This is a genomic window from Herbaspirillum sp. DW155, from assembly GCF_037076565.1.
GTDB lineage: Bacteria > Pseudomonadota > Gammaproteobacteria > Burkholderiales > Burkholderiaceae_D > Herbaspirillum.
In genome coordinates, this window is sequence record NZ_AP029028.1 from 4,307,047 (window position 1) to 4,322,530 (window position 15,484).

The 15,484-nt window shown below is 63.0% G+C and carries 16 protein-coding genes; 5 read left to right on the forward strand and 11 right to left on the reverse strand.

The window, feature by feature from the left end; genetic code table 11:
- Nucleotides 1–13: 13 nt before the first annotated feature.
- From AACH55_RS19510 to AACH55_RS19520, 3 genes are all read right to left on the reverse strand, one after another.
- Entirely contained in the window at nt 14–1,042 is a 1,029-nt protein-coding gene (locus tag AACH55_RS19510; RefSeq protein ID WP_338716297.1) for an NADP-dependent oxidoreductase, read from the reverse strand.
- Between the two features lie 90 nt (nt 1,043–1,132).
- Nucleotides 1,133–1,729, reverse strand: a complete 597-nt coding sequence (locus AACH55_RS19515) for a TetR/AcrR family transcriptional regulator (RefSeq protein WP_338716298.1) — start codon at nt 1,727–1,729, stop codon at nt 1,133–1,135.
- 56 nt (nt 1,730–1,785) lie between these two features.
- Nucleotides 1,786–3,048 carry an MFS transporter gene (locus AACH55_RS19520; RefSeq protein ID WP_338716299.1) on the reverse strand — a complete coding sequence of 421 codons (1,263 nt, stop codon included), beginning with the start codon at nt 3,046–3,048 and terminating at the stop codon, nt 1,786–1,788.
- A gap of 101 nt (nt 3,049–3,149) precedes the next feature.
- Between AACH55_RS19520 and AACH55_RS19525 the strand changes: the two genes are divergently transcribed.
- Complete coding sequence (locus AACH55_RS19525) at nt 3,150–4,106, forward strand: GlxA family transcriptional regulator (protein ID WP_338716300.1); 957 nt, start codon at nt 3,150–3,152, stop codon at nt 4,104–4,106.
- A gap of 56 nt (nt 4,107–4,162) precedes the next feature.
- Here AACH55_RS19525 and AACH55_RS19530 read toward each other — a convergent pair whose 3' ends face one another.
- On the reverse strand, nt 4,163–5,320 hold the full coding sequence (locus tag AACH55_RS19530) for a metallophosphoesterase (protein WP_338716301.1): 1,158 nt from the start codon (nt 5,318–5,320) through the stop codon (nt 4,163–4,165).
- A gap of 325 nt (nt 5,321–5,645) precedes the next feature.
- On the opposite strand from AACH55_RS19530, the gene AACH55_RS19535 reads away from it, so the two are divergent.
- On the forward strand, nt 5,646–6,188 hold the full coding sequence (locus tag AACH55_RS19535; protein ID WP_026052079.1) for a hypothetical protein: 543 nt from the start codon (nt 5,646–5,648) through the stop codon (nt 6,186–6,188).
- 134 nt (nt 6,189–6,322) lie between these two features.
- On the opposite strand, the gene ppk2 is transcribed toward AACH55_RS19535, so the two are convergent.
- On the reverse strand, nt 6,323–7,234 hold the full coding sequence (ppk2, locus tag AACH55_RS19540) for a polyphosphate kinase 2 (RefSeq protein ID WP_338720358.1): 912 nt from the start codon (nt 7,232–7,234) through the stop codon (nt 6,323–6,325).
- A 244-nt stretch (nt 7,235–7,478) separates the two neighbouring features.
- Between ppk2 and AACH55_RS19545 the strand changes: the two genes are divergently transcribed.
- Complete coding sequence (locus AACH55_RS19545) at nt 7,479–8,426, forward strand: LysR substrate-binding domain-containing protein (protein WP_338716302.1); 948 nt, start codon at nt 7,479–7,481, stop codon at nt 8,424–8,426.
- Between the two features lie 36 nt (nt 8,427–8,462).
- Here the strand turns inward: AACH55_RS19545 and AACH55_RS19550 are convergent, their stop codons facing one another.
- From AACH55_RS19550 to ugpB, 6 genes are all read right to left on the reverse strand, one after another.
- On the reverse strand, nt 8,463–8,825 hold the full coding sequence (locus tag AACH55_RS19550; protein WP_338716303.1) for a DUF86 domain-containing protein: 363 nt from the start codon (nt 8,823–8,825) through the stop codon (nt 8,463–8,465).
- Entirely contained in the window at nt 8,822–9,112 is a 291-nt protein-coding gene (locus AACH55_RS19555; protein WP_338716304.1) for a nucleotidyltransferase family protein, read from the reverse strand. The genes AACH55_RS19550 and AACH55_RS19555 overlap by 4 nt, the downstream gene beginning before the upstream one ends.
- A gap of 99 nt (nt 9,113–9,211) precedes the next feature.
- Nucleotides 9,212–10,306, reverse strand: a complete 1,095-nt coding sequence (locus AACH55_RS19560) for a sn-glycerol-3-phosphate import ATP-binding protein UgpC (RefSeq protein WP_338716305.1) — start codon at nt 10,304–10,306, stop codon at nt 9,212–9,214.
- 74 nt (nt 10,307–10,380) lie between these two features.
- Nucleotides 10,381–11,232, reverse strand: a complete 852-nt coding sequence (ugpE, locus tag AACH55_RS19565; RefSeq protein WP_338716306.1) for a sn-glycerol-3-phosphate ABC transporter permease UgpE — start codon at nt 11,230–11,232, stop codon at nt 10,381–10,383.
- 52 nt (nt 11,233–11,284) lie between these two features.
- Complete coding sequence (gene ugpA / locus AACH55_RS19570; protein ID WP_338716307.1) at nt 11,285–12,169, reverse strand: sn-glycerol-3-phosphate ABC transporter permease UgpA; 885 nt, start codon at nt 12,167–12,169, stop codon at nt 11,285–11,287.
- Between the two features lie 175 nt (nt 12,170–12,344).
- The gene (gene ugpB / locus AACH55_RS19575; RefSeq protein WP_338716308.1) at nt 12,345–13,658 is read right to left on the reverse strand and encodes a sn-glycerol-3-phosphate ABC transporter substrate-binding protein UgpB; all 1,314 of its coding nucleotides are present in this window, start codon (nt 13,656–13,658) and stop codon (nt 12,345–12,347) included.
- A 295-nt stretch (nt 13,659–13,953) separates the two neighbouring features.
- Between ugpB and ubiA the strand changes: the two genes are divergently transcribed.
- Together ubiA and AACH55_RS19585 are read left to right on the forward strand one after the other, a co-directional pair.
- On the forward strand, nt 13,954–14,808 hold the full coding sequence (gene ubiA / locus AACH55_RS19580; RefSeq protein WP_338716309.1) for a 4-hydroxybenzoate octaprenyltransferase: 855 nt from the start codon (nt 13,954–13,956) through the stop codon (nt 14,806–14,808).
- 13 nt (nt 14,809–14,821) lie between these two features.
- On the forward strand, nt 14,822–15,481 hold the full coding sequence (locus AACH55_RS19585; RefSeq protein ID WP_338716310.1) for a thiopurine S-methyltransferase: 660 nt from the start codon (nt 14,822–14,824) through the stop codon (nt 15,479–15,481).
- Nucleotides 15,482–15,484 lie beyond the last annotated feature (3 nt).

Sequence of the window (15,484 nt, forward strand, 5' to 3'; positions counted from 1 at the left end):
CACAGGCGTGGTCTTAGCCCAGCTTGACCACCAGCTTGCCGAAGTTCTTGCCCTGCAGCAGGCCCATGAAGGCCTCGGGGGCATTCTCCAGACCCTGCACCACGTCTTCGCGGTAATGCAGCTTGCCTTCCCGGAGCCAGGTGCCGACCTCCTGCTGGAAGGCGGCATACAGGTCGGGCCGATTGACGTAGTAATCGAAGATGATGAAACCCTGCACGCGGATGCGCTCGGTCAGCACGCGGCGCAGGATGGCGTTGCTGGCGGTGGCCAGACCGCCGCCGTTGTAGTGGGCGATCAGGCCGCACACCGGCACGCGGGCATGGATGTTGAGCAAGGGGAAGACGGCATCGAGCACGGCACCGCCGACGTTTTCGAAATACACGTCGATGCCGCGCGGACAGGCGGCCTTGAGCTGCGCCGCAAAGTCGGCGGCACGGTGGTCGATGCAGGCATCGAAGCCCAGCTCCTCGACGGCCGCTGCACACTTCTGCGCGCCACCGGCAATGCCGACCACGTGACAGCCGCGCTGCCTGGCGATCTGGCCGACCAGCGAACCGACCGCGCCGGTGGCGGCCGCCACCACCACGGTTTCACCGGCGCGCGGCTGGCCGATGTCGATCAGGCCGGCGTAGGCGGTGTAGCCCGGCATGCCCAGCACGCCCAGTGCATGGGAGGGATGCGCGAAATCGGCCGGCAGCTTGTTGGCACCGCTGCCATCGGAAATGGCATATTCCTGCCAGCCGGTGTAGGCCATCACCAGGTCGCCTTCCTTGAAGTCCGGATGGCGCGAGGTGAGCACGCGCGAGACCACGCCGCCGGTCATGACGCCATCGATCTCCACCGGGGGTGCGTAGGACGGCGCATCGCTCATGCGACCGCGCATGTAGGGATCCAGCGAGAGCCATTCACCGCGCAGCAGCATCTGCCCTTCCTGCACCTCAGGAATGGCGACTTCTTCCAGGCGGAAATTCTCGGCGGTGGGCGCTGCGGTCGGACGCGAAGCGAGGACGATGCGACGGTTGGTCTTGGGCAATTGGGTCATGGAAATCCTTTCCGTATTCTGTTCATTAAGCATTAAGGGGAGCGCAGGTGTGCCATCGGGACATCGGTCGATAGGGCCTGTCGGTGCCGATCACTGCGGCGCCACCAGCACGCGCCGCGTGACCAGCATGGCCGCTTCCATCGGTGCACGGTCGCGGCTGAGCTTGGACAGCAGGCTCGCGCCCAGCCATTGCTGGTACAGCATGGTGGCCGTCGCCAGAGGGTCGAGCACGGTATGCAGCGAACCTTCGGCAATGCCGTCGGCGATGCACCCGGCGATGCGCTCGATGAAACGCTGCGTGCCGCCATGCAGGACCTGGCGCATTTCTTCGGAGAGGTCGGCCACTTCGGCGGAGAGCTTGACGACCAGGCAGCGCTGCCCGACTTCCTGGCAGCACTGGCTTTCCAGCCAGTAACCCCAGTAGGTCAGCAGGCGCTCCCGGGCATTGCCGCCCCGGCTGGCGGAAAGCGCATGGTCCAGCCGTTCGAGATAGCCGGCCACATACTGCTCGATCAGTTCGCGACCGTATTGTTCCTTCGAACCGAAGTAATGATAGAAGGAACCCTTGGGAATCCGGGCCGCCGCCAGGATGTCCGACAGGCCGACACCGGTATAGCCCTTCTGGGCGATGAGCATCTGACCTGCCTGGAGGATGTTGCGTTTGTTTTCGCCGTAGTGTTCTCGCATGCCGGCCATTCTAGCGGAAAATTAGACCGGTCGTCTAAGACCGCGCTTTTACCGGATCAGGCGGTCGCACGCGGCCTGTGCGCAGAAGGAAAGAGCGGCCAGACCAGCAGTGCCACCAGTGCCGTGGTCAGCCACACTGCGGCCCAACCGTGCCAGTGCAGCAGCAGCGGGACGGCCTGCGCCGTCACGAAGAACACCCCGAAGACACAGCTGTTGCCCAGGCCCAGGGCGGTACCGACCTGGGTCGGGCCGGCCGCTATGGCCAGTTCGGTATAGGCCACGCCATGCCAGGACGACACCACCACACCGGCCATCACCAGCAGCGCGCCCAGCCAGGGCAGCGCGGCGGGAGCGTCACGGAGGGAAGACAGGCCGAGCCGCAGGAACAGCAGCGCGCTGCCCAGTGCGCAAGCGCGCAGGTAAGGACGGCGCTGACCACGGCGGTCGGTCCAGCGGCCGCTGGCGATACGCGCCACGGCCGCCCCCAGTTGTACCAGCGTCAGCAACACGCTGATGGCGAGCAGGCTGGCCTGCCCCGCTTCATGCAGGAAGATGCCGCCAAAGCTGATCAGGGCCACCTGCGGCGCGCACAGCAGGCCGGTGCCCAGCGCCAGACGCCAGACCAGTGCGCTGCGCAAGGCGGACGTCACCGGCATCAGGGCCGCCTGCGATGACGGCGTTACGGCAGGCTCGCGTAACCAGCGTATGACCAGCATCACGCTGGCAAGACACAAGGCCATCAATGCCCCGAACACTGCTCCGAAGCCTGCGCGATCCGCCAGCGTGGGCAGCAGCAAGGCACCGATGCCGCCGCCCAGCGGCACGGCGGTCTGGCGAATGCTCATGGCCAGGCCGCGCTCACCGTCGGCGAACCAGGCCATGATGGCGCGTCCGCTGGCGCCGTTGACACTGCCGCCCAGCAAGCCGGCCAGCAGCAGCCCGATGCACAACCACAGGTAGAGCGCACCGCCCTGCCCCGGCCGCGCCAGCGCCATCAGCAGGCACAGTGCGGCGCTGGTGCCCAGCAGGCCGGCCAGCAGCACCTTGCGGTCACCCCAGCGGTCAGTCATGACACCCCAGGGCAATTCGCCCAGCGCCACACCCAGGCTCAACAGGCCCAGGGCCAGGCCGAGTTGCGTATTGCTGAGGTGATAGTCGCTGCGCAAGACCAGCGAGGTCACCGGGATGCCGGAGAAGACCGCCGAGAAGCTGGCATTGGCCGCCACGCCGGCGGCGAGCACCTTCCAGCGGTGAGATGAACGGATGCAAGGAGGAGCAGCCCTGATCGTGGCGGCTGGTGCGTTGGCGTGAGGCTGCATGGCGAACTCCGGTGAGAACGAGGACCTGCAGTGTGCCGTGCAGCCCGATGGCTTGAATGTCATAATTCCGGCATTCCAAGCCATCTGACGTTTTCTGCACCATGCCCGCGCGCGATATCGCCTTCCTCATCTTTGCCGATTGCAGCATGCTCGATTTCACCGGACCGCTGTCGGCCTTCGATGCTGCCAACCGGGTCAGCGGGCGCACGCTCTACCGGCTCACGCTCCACTCCGAGCCGGGCGGGATGATCCGCAGTTCGGCCGGGGCCCTGATCCAGACCGAGCGCATTGGCCGCGCCCGCTTCGATACGCTGGTGGTGGCCGGGGGCGGCGCGCCGCGCGAGGGACTGGTCTCGGAAGCGCTGCGCCGCTACATCGTGCGGGCGGCCAGCGGTTCGCGCCGCATCGCGGGCGTGTGCACCGGCGCTTTCGTGCTGGCGGCAGCGGGCCTGCTCGATGGCAAGCGCGCCACCACGCACTGGCGCATGGCGGCGAGGTTGCAGCAGATGTATCCGCAGGTGAAGGTGGACAGCGACCGCATCTATTCCTGCGATGGCAAGGTATGGACCTCGGCCGGGATTTCTGCGGGCATCGATCTGGCCCTCGCGCTGCTCGAAGACGACCACGGCGCCGAACTGGCCAAGGCGGTGGCACGCGAGCTGGTGGTATATCACCGCCGTCCGGGCGGTCAATCGCAATTCTCGGCCTTGCAAGAAATGGACGGCGGCTCCGAACGCATTCGCCGCGCACTCAGCTTTGCGCGCGCCCATCTCCATCATGTGCTGACGATAGACACGCTGGCCGAAGTGGCTTGCCTCAGCCGCCGCCAATTCGACCGCATCTTTGCGGCCGAGACCGGCCAGACCCCGGCACGCGCCATCGAACAGATGCGTGCCGAAGCAGCGCGGCTGCGCATCGAACAATCACAGGACAGCCTGGAGAGCATCGCCCGTGCGACCGGTTTTGGTGACGCCGACCAGATGCGGCGCGCCTGTCTGCGCCTGTTTGGACAGCCGCCTCAGACCCTGCGCCGCCTGGCGCGGCTGGAAGACGCCTAGGGTCTGTTCACACTTGCACACTTGATCTGCGGGATGAGGTGTGAACCGGTCCTGACTCAGCCGGACGTCAGGCGCACGCGGGTGATTTCGGAGGGCGCCAGCAGTCGCTTGGGCGGGCCCCAGTAGCCGGTGCCCCGACTGACGTAAATCCACAGCCCGTGCAGGCGCTTGAGGCCGGCGACGTAGGGCTGCTGCAGCGGCACGAAGAAATTCCACGGGAAGAACTGCCCGCCATGCGTATGGCCCGACAGTTGCAGGTCGAAGCCGGCCGCGACCGCCGCCGTGGCGCTGCGGGGCTGGTGCGCGAGCAGCACGCGCGGATGGCCTGCGGGCGCATCGGCAATGGCGGCGTGCGGATCGCTGCGATGGGATTCGTCGAAATGATGGGCGGTGTAATCCGTCACCCCGGCCAGCACCAGGCCCGCACCCTCATGACGCAGGACCACGTGCTCGTTCATCAGCACGGTCACGCCAAGGCGGCGCACCTCGTCTATCCATTCGTGGGCATTGGAGTAGTACTCGTGATTGCCGGTGACGAAGTAGGCCCCATGCCGCGCGCGCAGCTGGGCCAGCGGTGCGGTGTGCGGCGCCAGCTGGCGCACGCTGCCGTCGACCAGATCGCCGGTGATGGCCACCACGTCCGGCTGCAGGGCATTTACCCTGTCGACGATGGCCTGCAGGTAGGGCGCCTTGATGGTCGGCCCGACGTGGATGTCGCTGATCTGGACGATGGTGAAGCCCTCCAGAGCCGGCGGCAGATTGGCGATGGGTACGCTGACCTCGACCACGGCGGCGGTGCGGCGGGCATTGAGATAGCCGATCACGGTGGCCGCGGCGCTCAGGGCCAGCACCAGCCAGGCGCTCAACTCCGCCATCTGGTGCTGCTGGATCGTTGGCAGGTGCAGCCAGGGCAGCGCCGCCAGCGCCAGTTCGCGCAACAGGGTCAGCAGCAGCGCCGAGGAAAACGCGCCCATGGCCAGCATGCCGGCCCAGGCCACGCGGTCGGCCGCGCTTTCCGACAGACCGCGCCGTTTCAGGTAGGGCACGGCCAGGGCGATGGGCATCAACAGGAAGGACAGCAGCAGCACCAGCGCACCCAGCGTGATCCAGCCCGTGCGGGTGGTCAGCGCGGGCAGCAGTTGCCAGCCGATCCACGCATGCAACGCGGCAAGAAGTCCGAGAACGGTAAACAGCGAAAAAAGGCTACGGCGCATGGAAGACCTTTGGAAGAGAAGACTCGCCCGGGACCGGGGCGCGCGGACCGCGCTTGCCGGAAAGCAAGGATATGAAGGCAAGAGGGATGCTTTTCAAGCAATTTCTGCGAAAAACCGCACAAATCCTGCCCAAAATGGCTCATCGGCCGGCAGCCGGAAGAGCCACATGAAGAAAAAAGTCCGCCGCAGGCATGCAAGAAGACGCGCGGAGGAGGATAATATTGCTTCTATCCCCCCGTTTTTAATCGCGCGACCTTGGCGGCATTGCCGCATCGATGGCAAAAGCATCGACACAGGCCGCGCCTGCATCATTGGAAGAGTTATTTTGAGTTCAAGCAAAACCAAGCGCTGGCATGGCAATGTCGAGGCGATCAAGGCCGAATTCCTCAACGGCGTGATCACCCAGATGACCTCCTACGGCGATCGCGTCCATTTCAGCATGTTCGGTTCGGTGCAAAAGCCGCACTATGAAGTCATCAACAGCTTCGACAAGAAGATGGCCTTCGATGGCAACCACCACCTGCACCGCGCCGAGGAAACCGAGTTCGGCCCCGGCAACGTGACCCCCATCTTCACGCTCGACCAGATCAAGCGCATCGTCGCCACCGGCGGCAGCGGCACCCGCAGCACGCCGCGTTCGGCACGTGCCGCCTCGGCCCGCAGCGCCGGCGGCACGGCTCGTCCGACCACGGCCGCCGCCCGTGCGCGCGAAGCGGTCGATGGCGAGAAGTACGCATACTTCAAGGCCAACCGCCACATGCTGCCCGATGAGATCAACCAGCATTCCGATGAGATCAGCAAGCTGATGCTCAATGGCATGTCGGCCGAGCAAGCCTTCGGTGAAGTGATTTCCAAGTACTTCGACTGAGACGGGATGACGGCACCGTCCGTCTGAACTGCCCCAATGCAAATGGCCGGAGCTGCGTCTCCGGCCATTTTCGTTGTGGCGCCCTGCTCTGCCGTCAACAGATCAGCAGATCAGCAGATCAGCAGATCAACAGATCAGTAGATTTCCGGCACGATCATGGAATCGGGCACCGGGTGGCGCTCGTAGTCCTCGTGGCGTTCACGCTCGGGCAGCAGCACGGGCGGGTGCGGCACTTCCGCGTAGGGCATCTGCTGCAGCAGGTGATGGATGCAGTTCAGGCGGGCCTTCTTCTTGTCCACCGCCTGCACCACCCACCAGGGCGCTTCCGGGATGTGGGTACGCTCCAGCATGACTTCCTTGGCCTTGGTGTATTCCTCCCAGCGGCGGCGCGATTCCAGGTCCATCGGGCTCAGCTTCCACTGCTTGAGCGGATCATGGATGCGCGAGAGAAAACGCAGATGCTGCTCTTCGTCGGTGATGGAGAACCAGTACTTGATGACCTGGATGCCGGCGCGCGTGAGCATGCGTTCGAATTCGGGTACGGAGCGAAAGAATTCCTCGTACTGCTCGTCGGTACAGAAACCCATCACCCGTTCCACTCCGGCGCGGTTGTACCAGCTGCGGTCGAACAGCACGATTTCACCGGCTGCCGGCAGATGCGAGACGTAACGCTGGAAATACCATTGCGTGCGTTCCCGGTCGTTGGGTGCCGGCAGCGCCGCCACGCGGGCCACGCGCGGGTTCAGGCGCTGGGTGATGCGCTTGATCACGCCGCCCTTGCCGGCCGCATCGCGCCCCTCGAAGACGATCACCACCTTGTGGCCGGTCTGCACCACCCAGTCCTGCAACTTGACCAGCTCGCCCTGCAGGCGGAACAGTTCGCGGAAATACAGGCGACGGTATTCCTTTTCCTCGTTGCCGTGGGCGCTGGAAAATTCGCCGGTGACCGGATCGACGGTGCGGTCTTCCAGCTCCAGCTCCATCTCTTCGTCATAGCTGTCGGCCAGTTCGCGGTGGACGCGCTTGACCAGTTCTTCCTTATCCATCATGTCCTCGTATCCAAGATAAAGTGGCGAACGCGGCACTCCCCTTCGCCTGAAAAGTGCGTGACAACATACCTGCCCATTGTGACCAAGACATGACAGGCGGCCAACATCGGAATCGAAGGCTGCCCGCACAGGCGCATGTACCTCCATCCTGCGCCAACTGGCGGGAAAGAGCCATGATGCCGCACAGAACCAGCCGGACGAAAATACGCTATAGTCCCGAAAACGATTCCGGCATAACAGCATGACACTTACAGAACTCAAATACATCGTGGCCGTCGCGCGGGAAAAGCATTTCGGCCATGCAGCAGAAGCTTGTTTCGTCGCCCAGCCCACGCTGTCGGTGGCCATCAAGAAACTGGAAGATGAGCTGGGCGTGGTCATCTTCGAACGCGGCGGCACCGAGGTCTCGGTCACGCCACTGGGCGCGCAGATCGTGGCCCAGGCCGAGCGCGTGCTGGAGCAGACTGCCGCCATCAAGGAAATCGCCAATCAGAACAAGGACCCGCTGTCAGGCCCCTTGCGTCTGGGCATCATCTATACCATCGGGCCTTACCTGCTGCCGTCGCTGGTGAAGACCATGATAGAACGCGTGCCGCAGATGCCGCTGATCCTGCAGGAGAATTTCACCACGCGCCTGATCGAACTGCTGCGCCAGGGAGAGCTCGATGCGGCCATCATGGCCCTGCCCTTCCCCGAGCATGGATTGAACGTGATGCCGCTCTACGATGAAGAATTCATGGTGGCGTTGCCGCGCCAGCACAAGTGGGCCGAGCGCAAGGAAATCGATGCGCGCGAACTCAAGAGCGAGACCATGCTGTTGCTGGGCAATGGCCACTGCTTCCGCGACCAGGTGCTGGAAGTCTGCCCGGAGATGTCGCGCTTCTCCACCAATGGCGATGGCATCGCCCGCACTTTCGAAGGCTCCTCGCTGGAGACCATCCGTCACATGGTCTCCTCCGGCATCGGCGTGACCGTGCTGCCGCGCGCCTCCATTCCCGATGCTGATACACGCGATGGCATGGTGCGCTATGTGCCTTTCGTGGCCCCGGCACCTTCGCGCCGCGTGGTCATCGCCTGGCGCAAGAGCTTTACGCGGCAGGCTGCCATCGATGCCGTGCATCAGGCGGTGCTGGCGTGCAAGCTCAATGGGGTGGAGATGCTGGCAGAGGAAGCGGCGGCGGCCAACTAGGGCCTGTCACGCAAAGGCAATCAGATGTCAGCGCCATCAAGGCGCTGACAACGCCGTCCTCAAGGCGTAGACGTCACGATAGAGCGCAGGCAGATCGCGCTGTATGGTTTTCCAGACGACACCGACATCCACTTTGTCATATCCATGCGCGACACGGTTGCGCATCGTGTACATGATCATCCACGGAACATGGTCATTGCGGGTAGCGAACTCCGGATCAACCCGCATGACATTGTTGGCAGCCTCGCCGATGATTTCGATATTGCGGATGACCGCATCCTGCACCAGCTCGCTGTCGAGGAAGACCGTTTCCGCCATATCTGACGTATAGCGCTCGATGCGCACAATGGCCTCAAGAATATGGTCGAGATAATCGGGCAGGCGCCCGGACCTGTTCATACCGGACGGGCCTCGGCCAGAATGCGGCTGCGGGCAGCCTCGGGCAGGGCCTTGGGCGTCAGGACGTCGACTGTCACCCCCAGCAAGCGCTGCAGCTCTACCTGAATGGCTGCAACGTCCATGAGCGTGGTTTCCGGTGTCGGATCGATGAGAAGATCGAGATCACTGTTCGGGGTATCCTCACCATGCAACACCGAACCGAATATCCTGGCGTTGCACGCGTGATGCGCTTCCACGACTTGGCGGATGGCAGTGCGATGAGAGGCAAGGGCTTCAGAAGGTTTCATGATGAGATCTTCCCCGGTAAGGCGTTCATCATAGGTGAACGCCAGAGCATAGGCAACCCGCCCCACCGGCCCTGTTCAGCGTCACAACGATGCGCCAGCTCAACCCAGACGCTTGCTCGTCTGCGCATCAAACCAATGCACATCCGACGCCCCGAACGACGCCCCGATCCGCTGGCCGGTACTGACCGGCACATTGGCCGGGCAGCGCAGCACCAGCGCCTGTCCGCCGCAGCGGGCATGCACCAGCAGCTCGGCGCCCAGCGCTTCCACCAGCTCCACTTCCAGCGACAGCTGCGCCGCCGAGCCATCGAGGATCGGCAACAGATGCTCGGGCCGCACGCCCAGGATGCGCTCCTGGCCTGCTGCGCCGGACACCGGCTGGGGCAGGCGGATGATATCGGCGGCACCGTCCCTGCTGACCTCGAAGCTGCTGCCATCGGCGGCCAGCCGGCCCTGCAGCAGGTTCATCGGCGGCGAACCGATGAAGCTGGCCACAAAGGTCGTCGCCGGACGTGCATAGACTTCTGCAGGCGTGCCGATCTGCTCGGCCACGCCGCGGTTCATCACGATCATGCGCTGGCCCAGGGTCATCGCCTCGACCTGATCGTGGGTGACGTAAAGACTGGTGGTGCGCAGGCTGGCATGCAGCTTCTGGATTTCCAGGCGCATCTGCACGCGCAGCTTGGCGTCCAGGTTGGAGAGCGGTTCGTCGAACAGGAACACGGCGGGCTTCCTCACGATGGCGCGCCCCATCGCCACGCGCTGGCGCTGGCCGCCGGAGAGCTGGCGCGGCGTGCGTTCCAGCAGCGCACCGAGTTCGAGGATGGTGGCGGCACGCTGCACGCGCTCATCGATCTCGGCCTTGGAGAGACCCTGAATCTTCAGCCCATAGGCCATGTTCTGATACACGGTCATGTGCGGATACAACGCATAGTTCTGGAACACCATGGCGATGTCGCGCTCCTTGGGTTCCAGGTCATTGACCACGCGATCACCGATGACGATCTGTCCGCTGCTGATCTCTTCCAGACCGGCGACCATGCGCAGGAGGGTGGACTTGCCGCAGCCGGAAGGGCCGACCATGACGATGAATTCGCCATCGGCGATCTCGGCATCGATGCCGTGGATCACATCGACCGCCTTGGCGCCGGCGCCATAGGTCTTGCGGACTTGCTTGAGATGGATTGCTGCCATGGTTGTCAGTCTCTAAGTATCTAAGTATCTAAGTATCTAAGTATCTAAGTATCTAAGTATCTAAATGATATAAATTATTTCTCGGAATCGACCAGGCCCTTGACGAACCATTTCTGCATCACCACCACCACCAGGCCGGGCGGGAGCATGGCCAGGATCATGGTGGCCATCACCAGATTCCACTCCACCGCCGAATCACCGCCGGAAATCAGGGTCTTGATGCCGATGCCGATGGGATACATGCTGGTGTCGGTGGCGATGATGAGCGGCCACAGGTACTGGTTCCAGCCATAGATGAACATGATCACGAACAGGGCAATGACATTGGTGCGCGACAGCGGCCACAGCACATCCTTGAGGAAGCGCAGCGGACCGGCGCCGTCGATGCGTGCGGCTTCGGCCAGTTCATCGGGCACCGTCAGGAAGAACTGGCGGAACAGGAAAGTGGCCGTGGCCGAGGCAATCAGCGGGATGCTCAGTCCGGCATAGCTGTTGAGCATGCCCAGGTCGGACACCACCTGGTAGGTCGGCGTGATACGCACTTCCACCGGCAGCATCAGGGTGACGAAGATCATCCAGAAGAACAGGCCGCGTCCCGGAAAACGGAAGTACACGATGGCAAAGGCCGAGAGCATGGAGATCGAGATCTTGCCGATGGCGATGATGAGCGCCGTGGCCAGGCTCACCCACAGCATGTGCAGCACCGGTGGCGCGGTGACCTGGCCGGAGGCGCCCTTGAAGAGCACGGTGCCGTAGTTGTTCATGAATTCCCCGCCCGGCACCAGCGACAGCGGCGACAGCGCCGATTGCTCGGCGGTCTGAGTGCTGGCCACGAAGGCCACGTAGAGCGGGAAGAACACGATGAGCACGCCCAGCACCAGCACCACGTGGCTGAGGAAATCGAGGATGGGACGGCGTTCGATCATACGGCCACCTCTTGCTGGCGGAATGAGAAATCGCGCTTCATGCAGATGGTCTTCATGCGTATTGCACCTTCTTTTCAACGTACTTGAACTGCACCACGGTCAACAGGATCACCAGACCCATGAGCACCACCGATTGCGCCGCCGAACCACCCAGGTCACCGCCCTTGAAACCATCCGAGAAGACCTTGTAGACCAGGATCTCGGTATCCTTGCCGGGGCCGCCGTGGGTGGTGGCGTCGACGATGACGAAGGTATCGAAGAAGGCATAGACCACGTTGACCACGAAGAGGAAGAAGGTGGTCGGCGAGATCAGCGGGAAGACGATGGTGAAGAAACGCTTGACCGGCCCCGCACCATCGATGGCGGCGGCTTCGATGAGCGACTTGGGAATCGATTGCAGACCGGCCAGGAAGAACAGGAAGTTGTAGCTGATCTGCTTCCAGATGGCAGCGATGACGATGAGGATCATGGCGTGCGTGCCATTGATCATGTAGTCCCACGGCAGACCCAGCCAGGTCAGCACGTGCGAGAGAATGCCCAGCGAAGGGCTGAGCAGGAACATCCACAGCACCCCGACCACCACCGGCGAGACCGCATAGGGCCAGATCAGGAAGGTCTTGTAAATCGAGGCAGCACGGCGCACGCGGTCGGCGAAGACCGCCAGCAGCAGCGACAGGGCCAGCCCGAAGAAGGCCACCAGCGCCGAGAAGATGGCGGTGGTGCGGAAGGATTCGAGATAGGTCGGGTCGCCGAAGAGGGTCTTGAAATTATCGAACCAGACGAATTCGGAATAGCCGCCGAAGGCATCCTGCAGCAGCATGGACTGATACAGCGCCTGCAACGCAGGCCAGAAGAAGAACAGCAAAGTGATGATGATCTGCGGTGCCACCAGCAGATAAGGCAACCACTTCGAGGTGAAGCGCGCGCGTTTTTCCACGATCGTTCCGACCAGGGATCGCCCGGCCGCAAAAGTTGAATGAATCGGAACCGGATGTCAGCTTCCTGACATCCCGAAACGGAAGCCGGCGCTGTCCTCCGGGATCATGGAGGACACCGCCGGTTCCTTGCCCGTCAACGCGTTCAGGCGGGACGGGTGGTACTGCTGGGGGAAATTACTGGTTGCCCTTGTTGGCCTTCTCGAAGCGGGCCAGCAGTTCGTCACCGCGCTTGACGGCGGAGTCCAGGGCTTCCTTGGCGGTCTTCTTGCCGGTCCAGACGTTTTCCAGTTCCTCGTCGAAGACCGTGCGGATCTGGGCATAGTTGCCCAGGCGCAGGCCGCGCGACTTCTCGGTGGTCTTCACGATCATCTGCTTGACGGCCACGTCGGTGCCCGGATTGCGCTCATAGAAACCGGAGTTCTTGGTCAGCTCGTAGGCCGCCTTGGTGACCGGCAGGTAACCGGTGTCCTGGTGCCACTTGGCCGCCACTTCGGGCTTGGAGAGATAGCTGAAGAACTTGGCCACACCCTTGTATTCGTCGGCCTTCTTGCCGTTCATCACCCACAGCGAAGCGCCGCCGATGACGGTGTTCTGCGGTGCGCCCGGCACGTCGTTGTAGTAAGGCAGCGGTGCCACGCCGAACTTGAACTTGGCGTTCTTGCGGATATCCGCATAAGCCGAGGACGAGCCGGTGATGATGGCGCATTCGCCCGCGTTGAACTTGGCATTGGCCTCATCCTTGCGACCGGCGTAGGTGAAGTAACCCTGCTTGGCCCAGTTCGCCAGGTTCTCGATGTGGCGCACGTGCAGCGGGCTGTTCATCTTCAGGCGCGCATCCAGGCCGCCGAAGCCGTTGTTCTGGGAGGCCAGTTCAACGTTGTGCCAGGTTGAAAACGATTCCAAATGCACCCACGATTGCCAGGTCGTGGTGTAAGCGCACGATGCACCGCTGGCCTTGATCTTGGCGGCCATGCCGACCAGTTCCTGCCAGGTCACGGGCGGCTTTTGCGGGTCCAGGCCGGCCTTGGCGAACATGTCCTTGTTGTAGAACATGATGGTGGTGGAGCTGTTGAAGGGGAAGGACATCATGCCCTTCGACGTCGAGTAGTAACCCGCCACGGCCGGCACGTAGGCGTTCTGGTCGAACTTCTCGCCAGCCTGATGCATCACTTCGTAGACCGGTTTGACCGCGCCCTTGGCGTAGATCATGGTGGCGGTGCCCACTTCGAACACCTGCAGGATGTCGGGCGCATTGCCGGCACGATAGGCGGCGATCGCGGCCGACATCGATTCATCGTAGGTCCCCTTGTAGACGGGCACTACCTTGTAGTCGCTCTGGGTCTTGTTGAAATCGTCGGCCAGGGCATTGACGCGCTCGCCCAGGGCACCGGTCATGGAATGCCACCAGGTGATCTCGGTTGCGGCGAAGGCAGAGGAAGTGATCGTCGCCAGGACACCAGTGGCGATCAGCGTTTTCATCATGTTCATCAGAGAGGACCTCTCGAAAAAAGGGGGTTTGATGCTAACAACGCTCCATGACAGCCGCGTTACATTAGCCGTACTGCTGGCGTTGGGCAAAGAAAATGCATGCCGCCCTGCAGCACGAAACCCGGGATGTCTCAGGAAATGGGAAACAGTTTTTTTAGTTCTACTCGTTGTCAGCGGACCGCTGCATCTGCCTCAGCACATCGACATTCTTCCGCCAAGTAAACGGAGAAAAGCACGACAGTGCGAGAACAGCGACGCGAATTATAATGCGGACTTTCGTTTTTGCGGACATTCCATGAACAGGCTCAGGCTTTACGCGCTGCTGGTGCGCGCCCACAAACCCATCGGCATCCTGCTCTTGCTGTGGCCCACGCTGATCGCCCTGTGGCTGGCCGCCGGCGGTGCGCCCGACTGGCGCATCCTGATCATCTACGTGCTGGGCACGGCACTGATGCGCTCGGCCGGCTGCGCCATCAACGACTATGCCGACCGCGATTTCGACCGCCACGTGAAGCGTACCGAACAGCGACCGTTGACGTCCGGCAAGATCAGCGCGTGGGAAGCACTCATGGTGGCCGGCGTGCTGGCCCTGGTGTCGTTTCTGCTGGTCCTGCCGCTCAATGCGCTGACGATGAAACTGTCGGTAGCGGCCGTCATCATTGCCGGCACCTATCCGTATTTCAAGCGCTTCTTCGCCATCCCGCAGGCCTATCTGGGCATTGCCTTCGGCTTTGGCATTCCGATGGGCTTTGCCAGCGTGACCGGCACGGTGCCGCTGGCGGCCTGGATCTTGCTGGTGGCCAACGTCTTCTGGGCGGTGGCCTACGACACCGAGTATGCAATGGTGGACCGCGACGACGACCTCAAGATCGGCATCAAGACCTCGGCCATCACCTTCGGCCGCTACGATGTGGCCGCCGTCATGCTGTGTTACGCGGTGGCGCTGGCGCTGATCTGGGTGGTCGGGCTGCAATACGGGCTGGGGCTGTGGTTCTCGGCGGGGATGCTGGTGGCCTGCGGCTTTGCGCTGTATCACTACACCCTGATCCGCGAGCGCGACCGCATGCGCTGCTTCGCGGCCTTCAACAACAACAACTGGCTGGGCGCGGCGATCTTCGCCGGCGTCGCGCTGGATTACCTGATGCGCTGACACGGGAGACGAGATGGAAGCGGAATTCTGGCTGGAACGCTGGCGCGACGGGCGCACCCATTTTCATCAGGAGCGGGTCACCCCGCTGCTGCAGAAGTACTGGCCGCAACTGGCGCTGCCCGCAGGCAGCACGGTGCTTGTGCCCTTGTGCGGCAAGTCGCTGGACATGCTGTGGCTGGCCCAACAGGGCCATCGCGTGCTGGGCGTGGAATTGTCGGAAGTGGCCATCACGCAATTCTTCAGCGAGCACCAGCTGACCCCGGTGGTGCATGAAAGCGCGCAGGGCCGCCACCACGTGGCCGGCAACATCGAGCTGATCTGCGGCGACATCTTCGCGCTGGAAGACGCGACCCTGGCCGCCTGCGCGGGCGCCTATGACCGCGCCGCCCTGATCGCGCTGCCCCCGGCCATGCGCGCGCGTTACGTCGCCGAGATCTATGGCCGTTTGCCAGCGCAGGCGCGCGGCCTGCTGATCACGCTGGAATACGACCAGCAGAAGATGGACGGCCCTCCCTTCTCGGTGACCGAGGACGAAGTACTGCGTCTGTATGCCCCGCACAGCGAGGCGGTGGCCATCGACCGGCGCGATATCCTGGAGAAGGAACCCAAGTTCCTTGAACGTGGCTTGACTGCGTTGGAGACGGTGGTTTATCGCTTGCAGCGGCGGGACTGACGC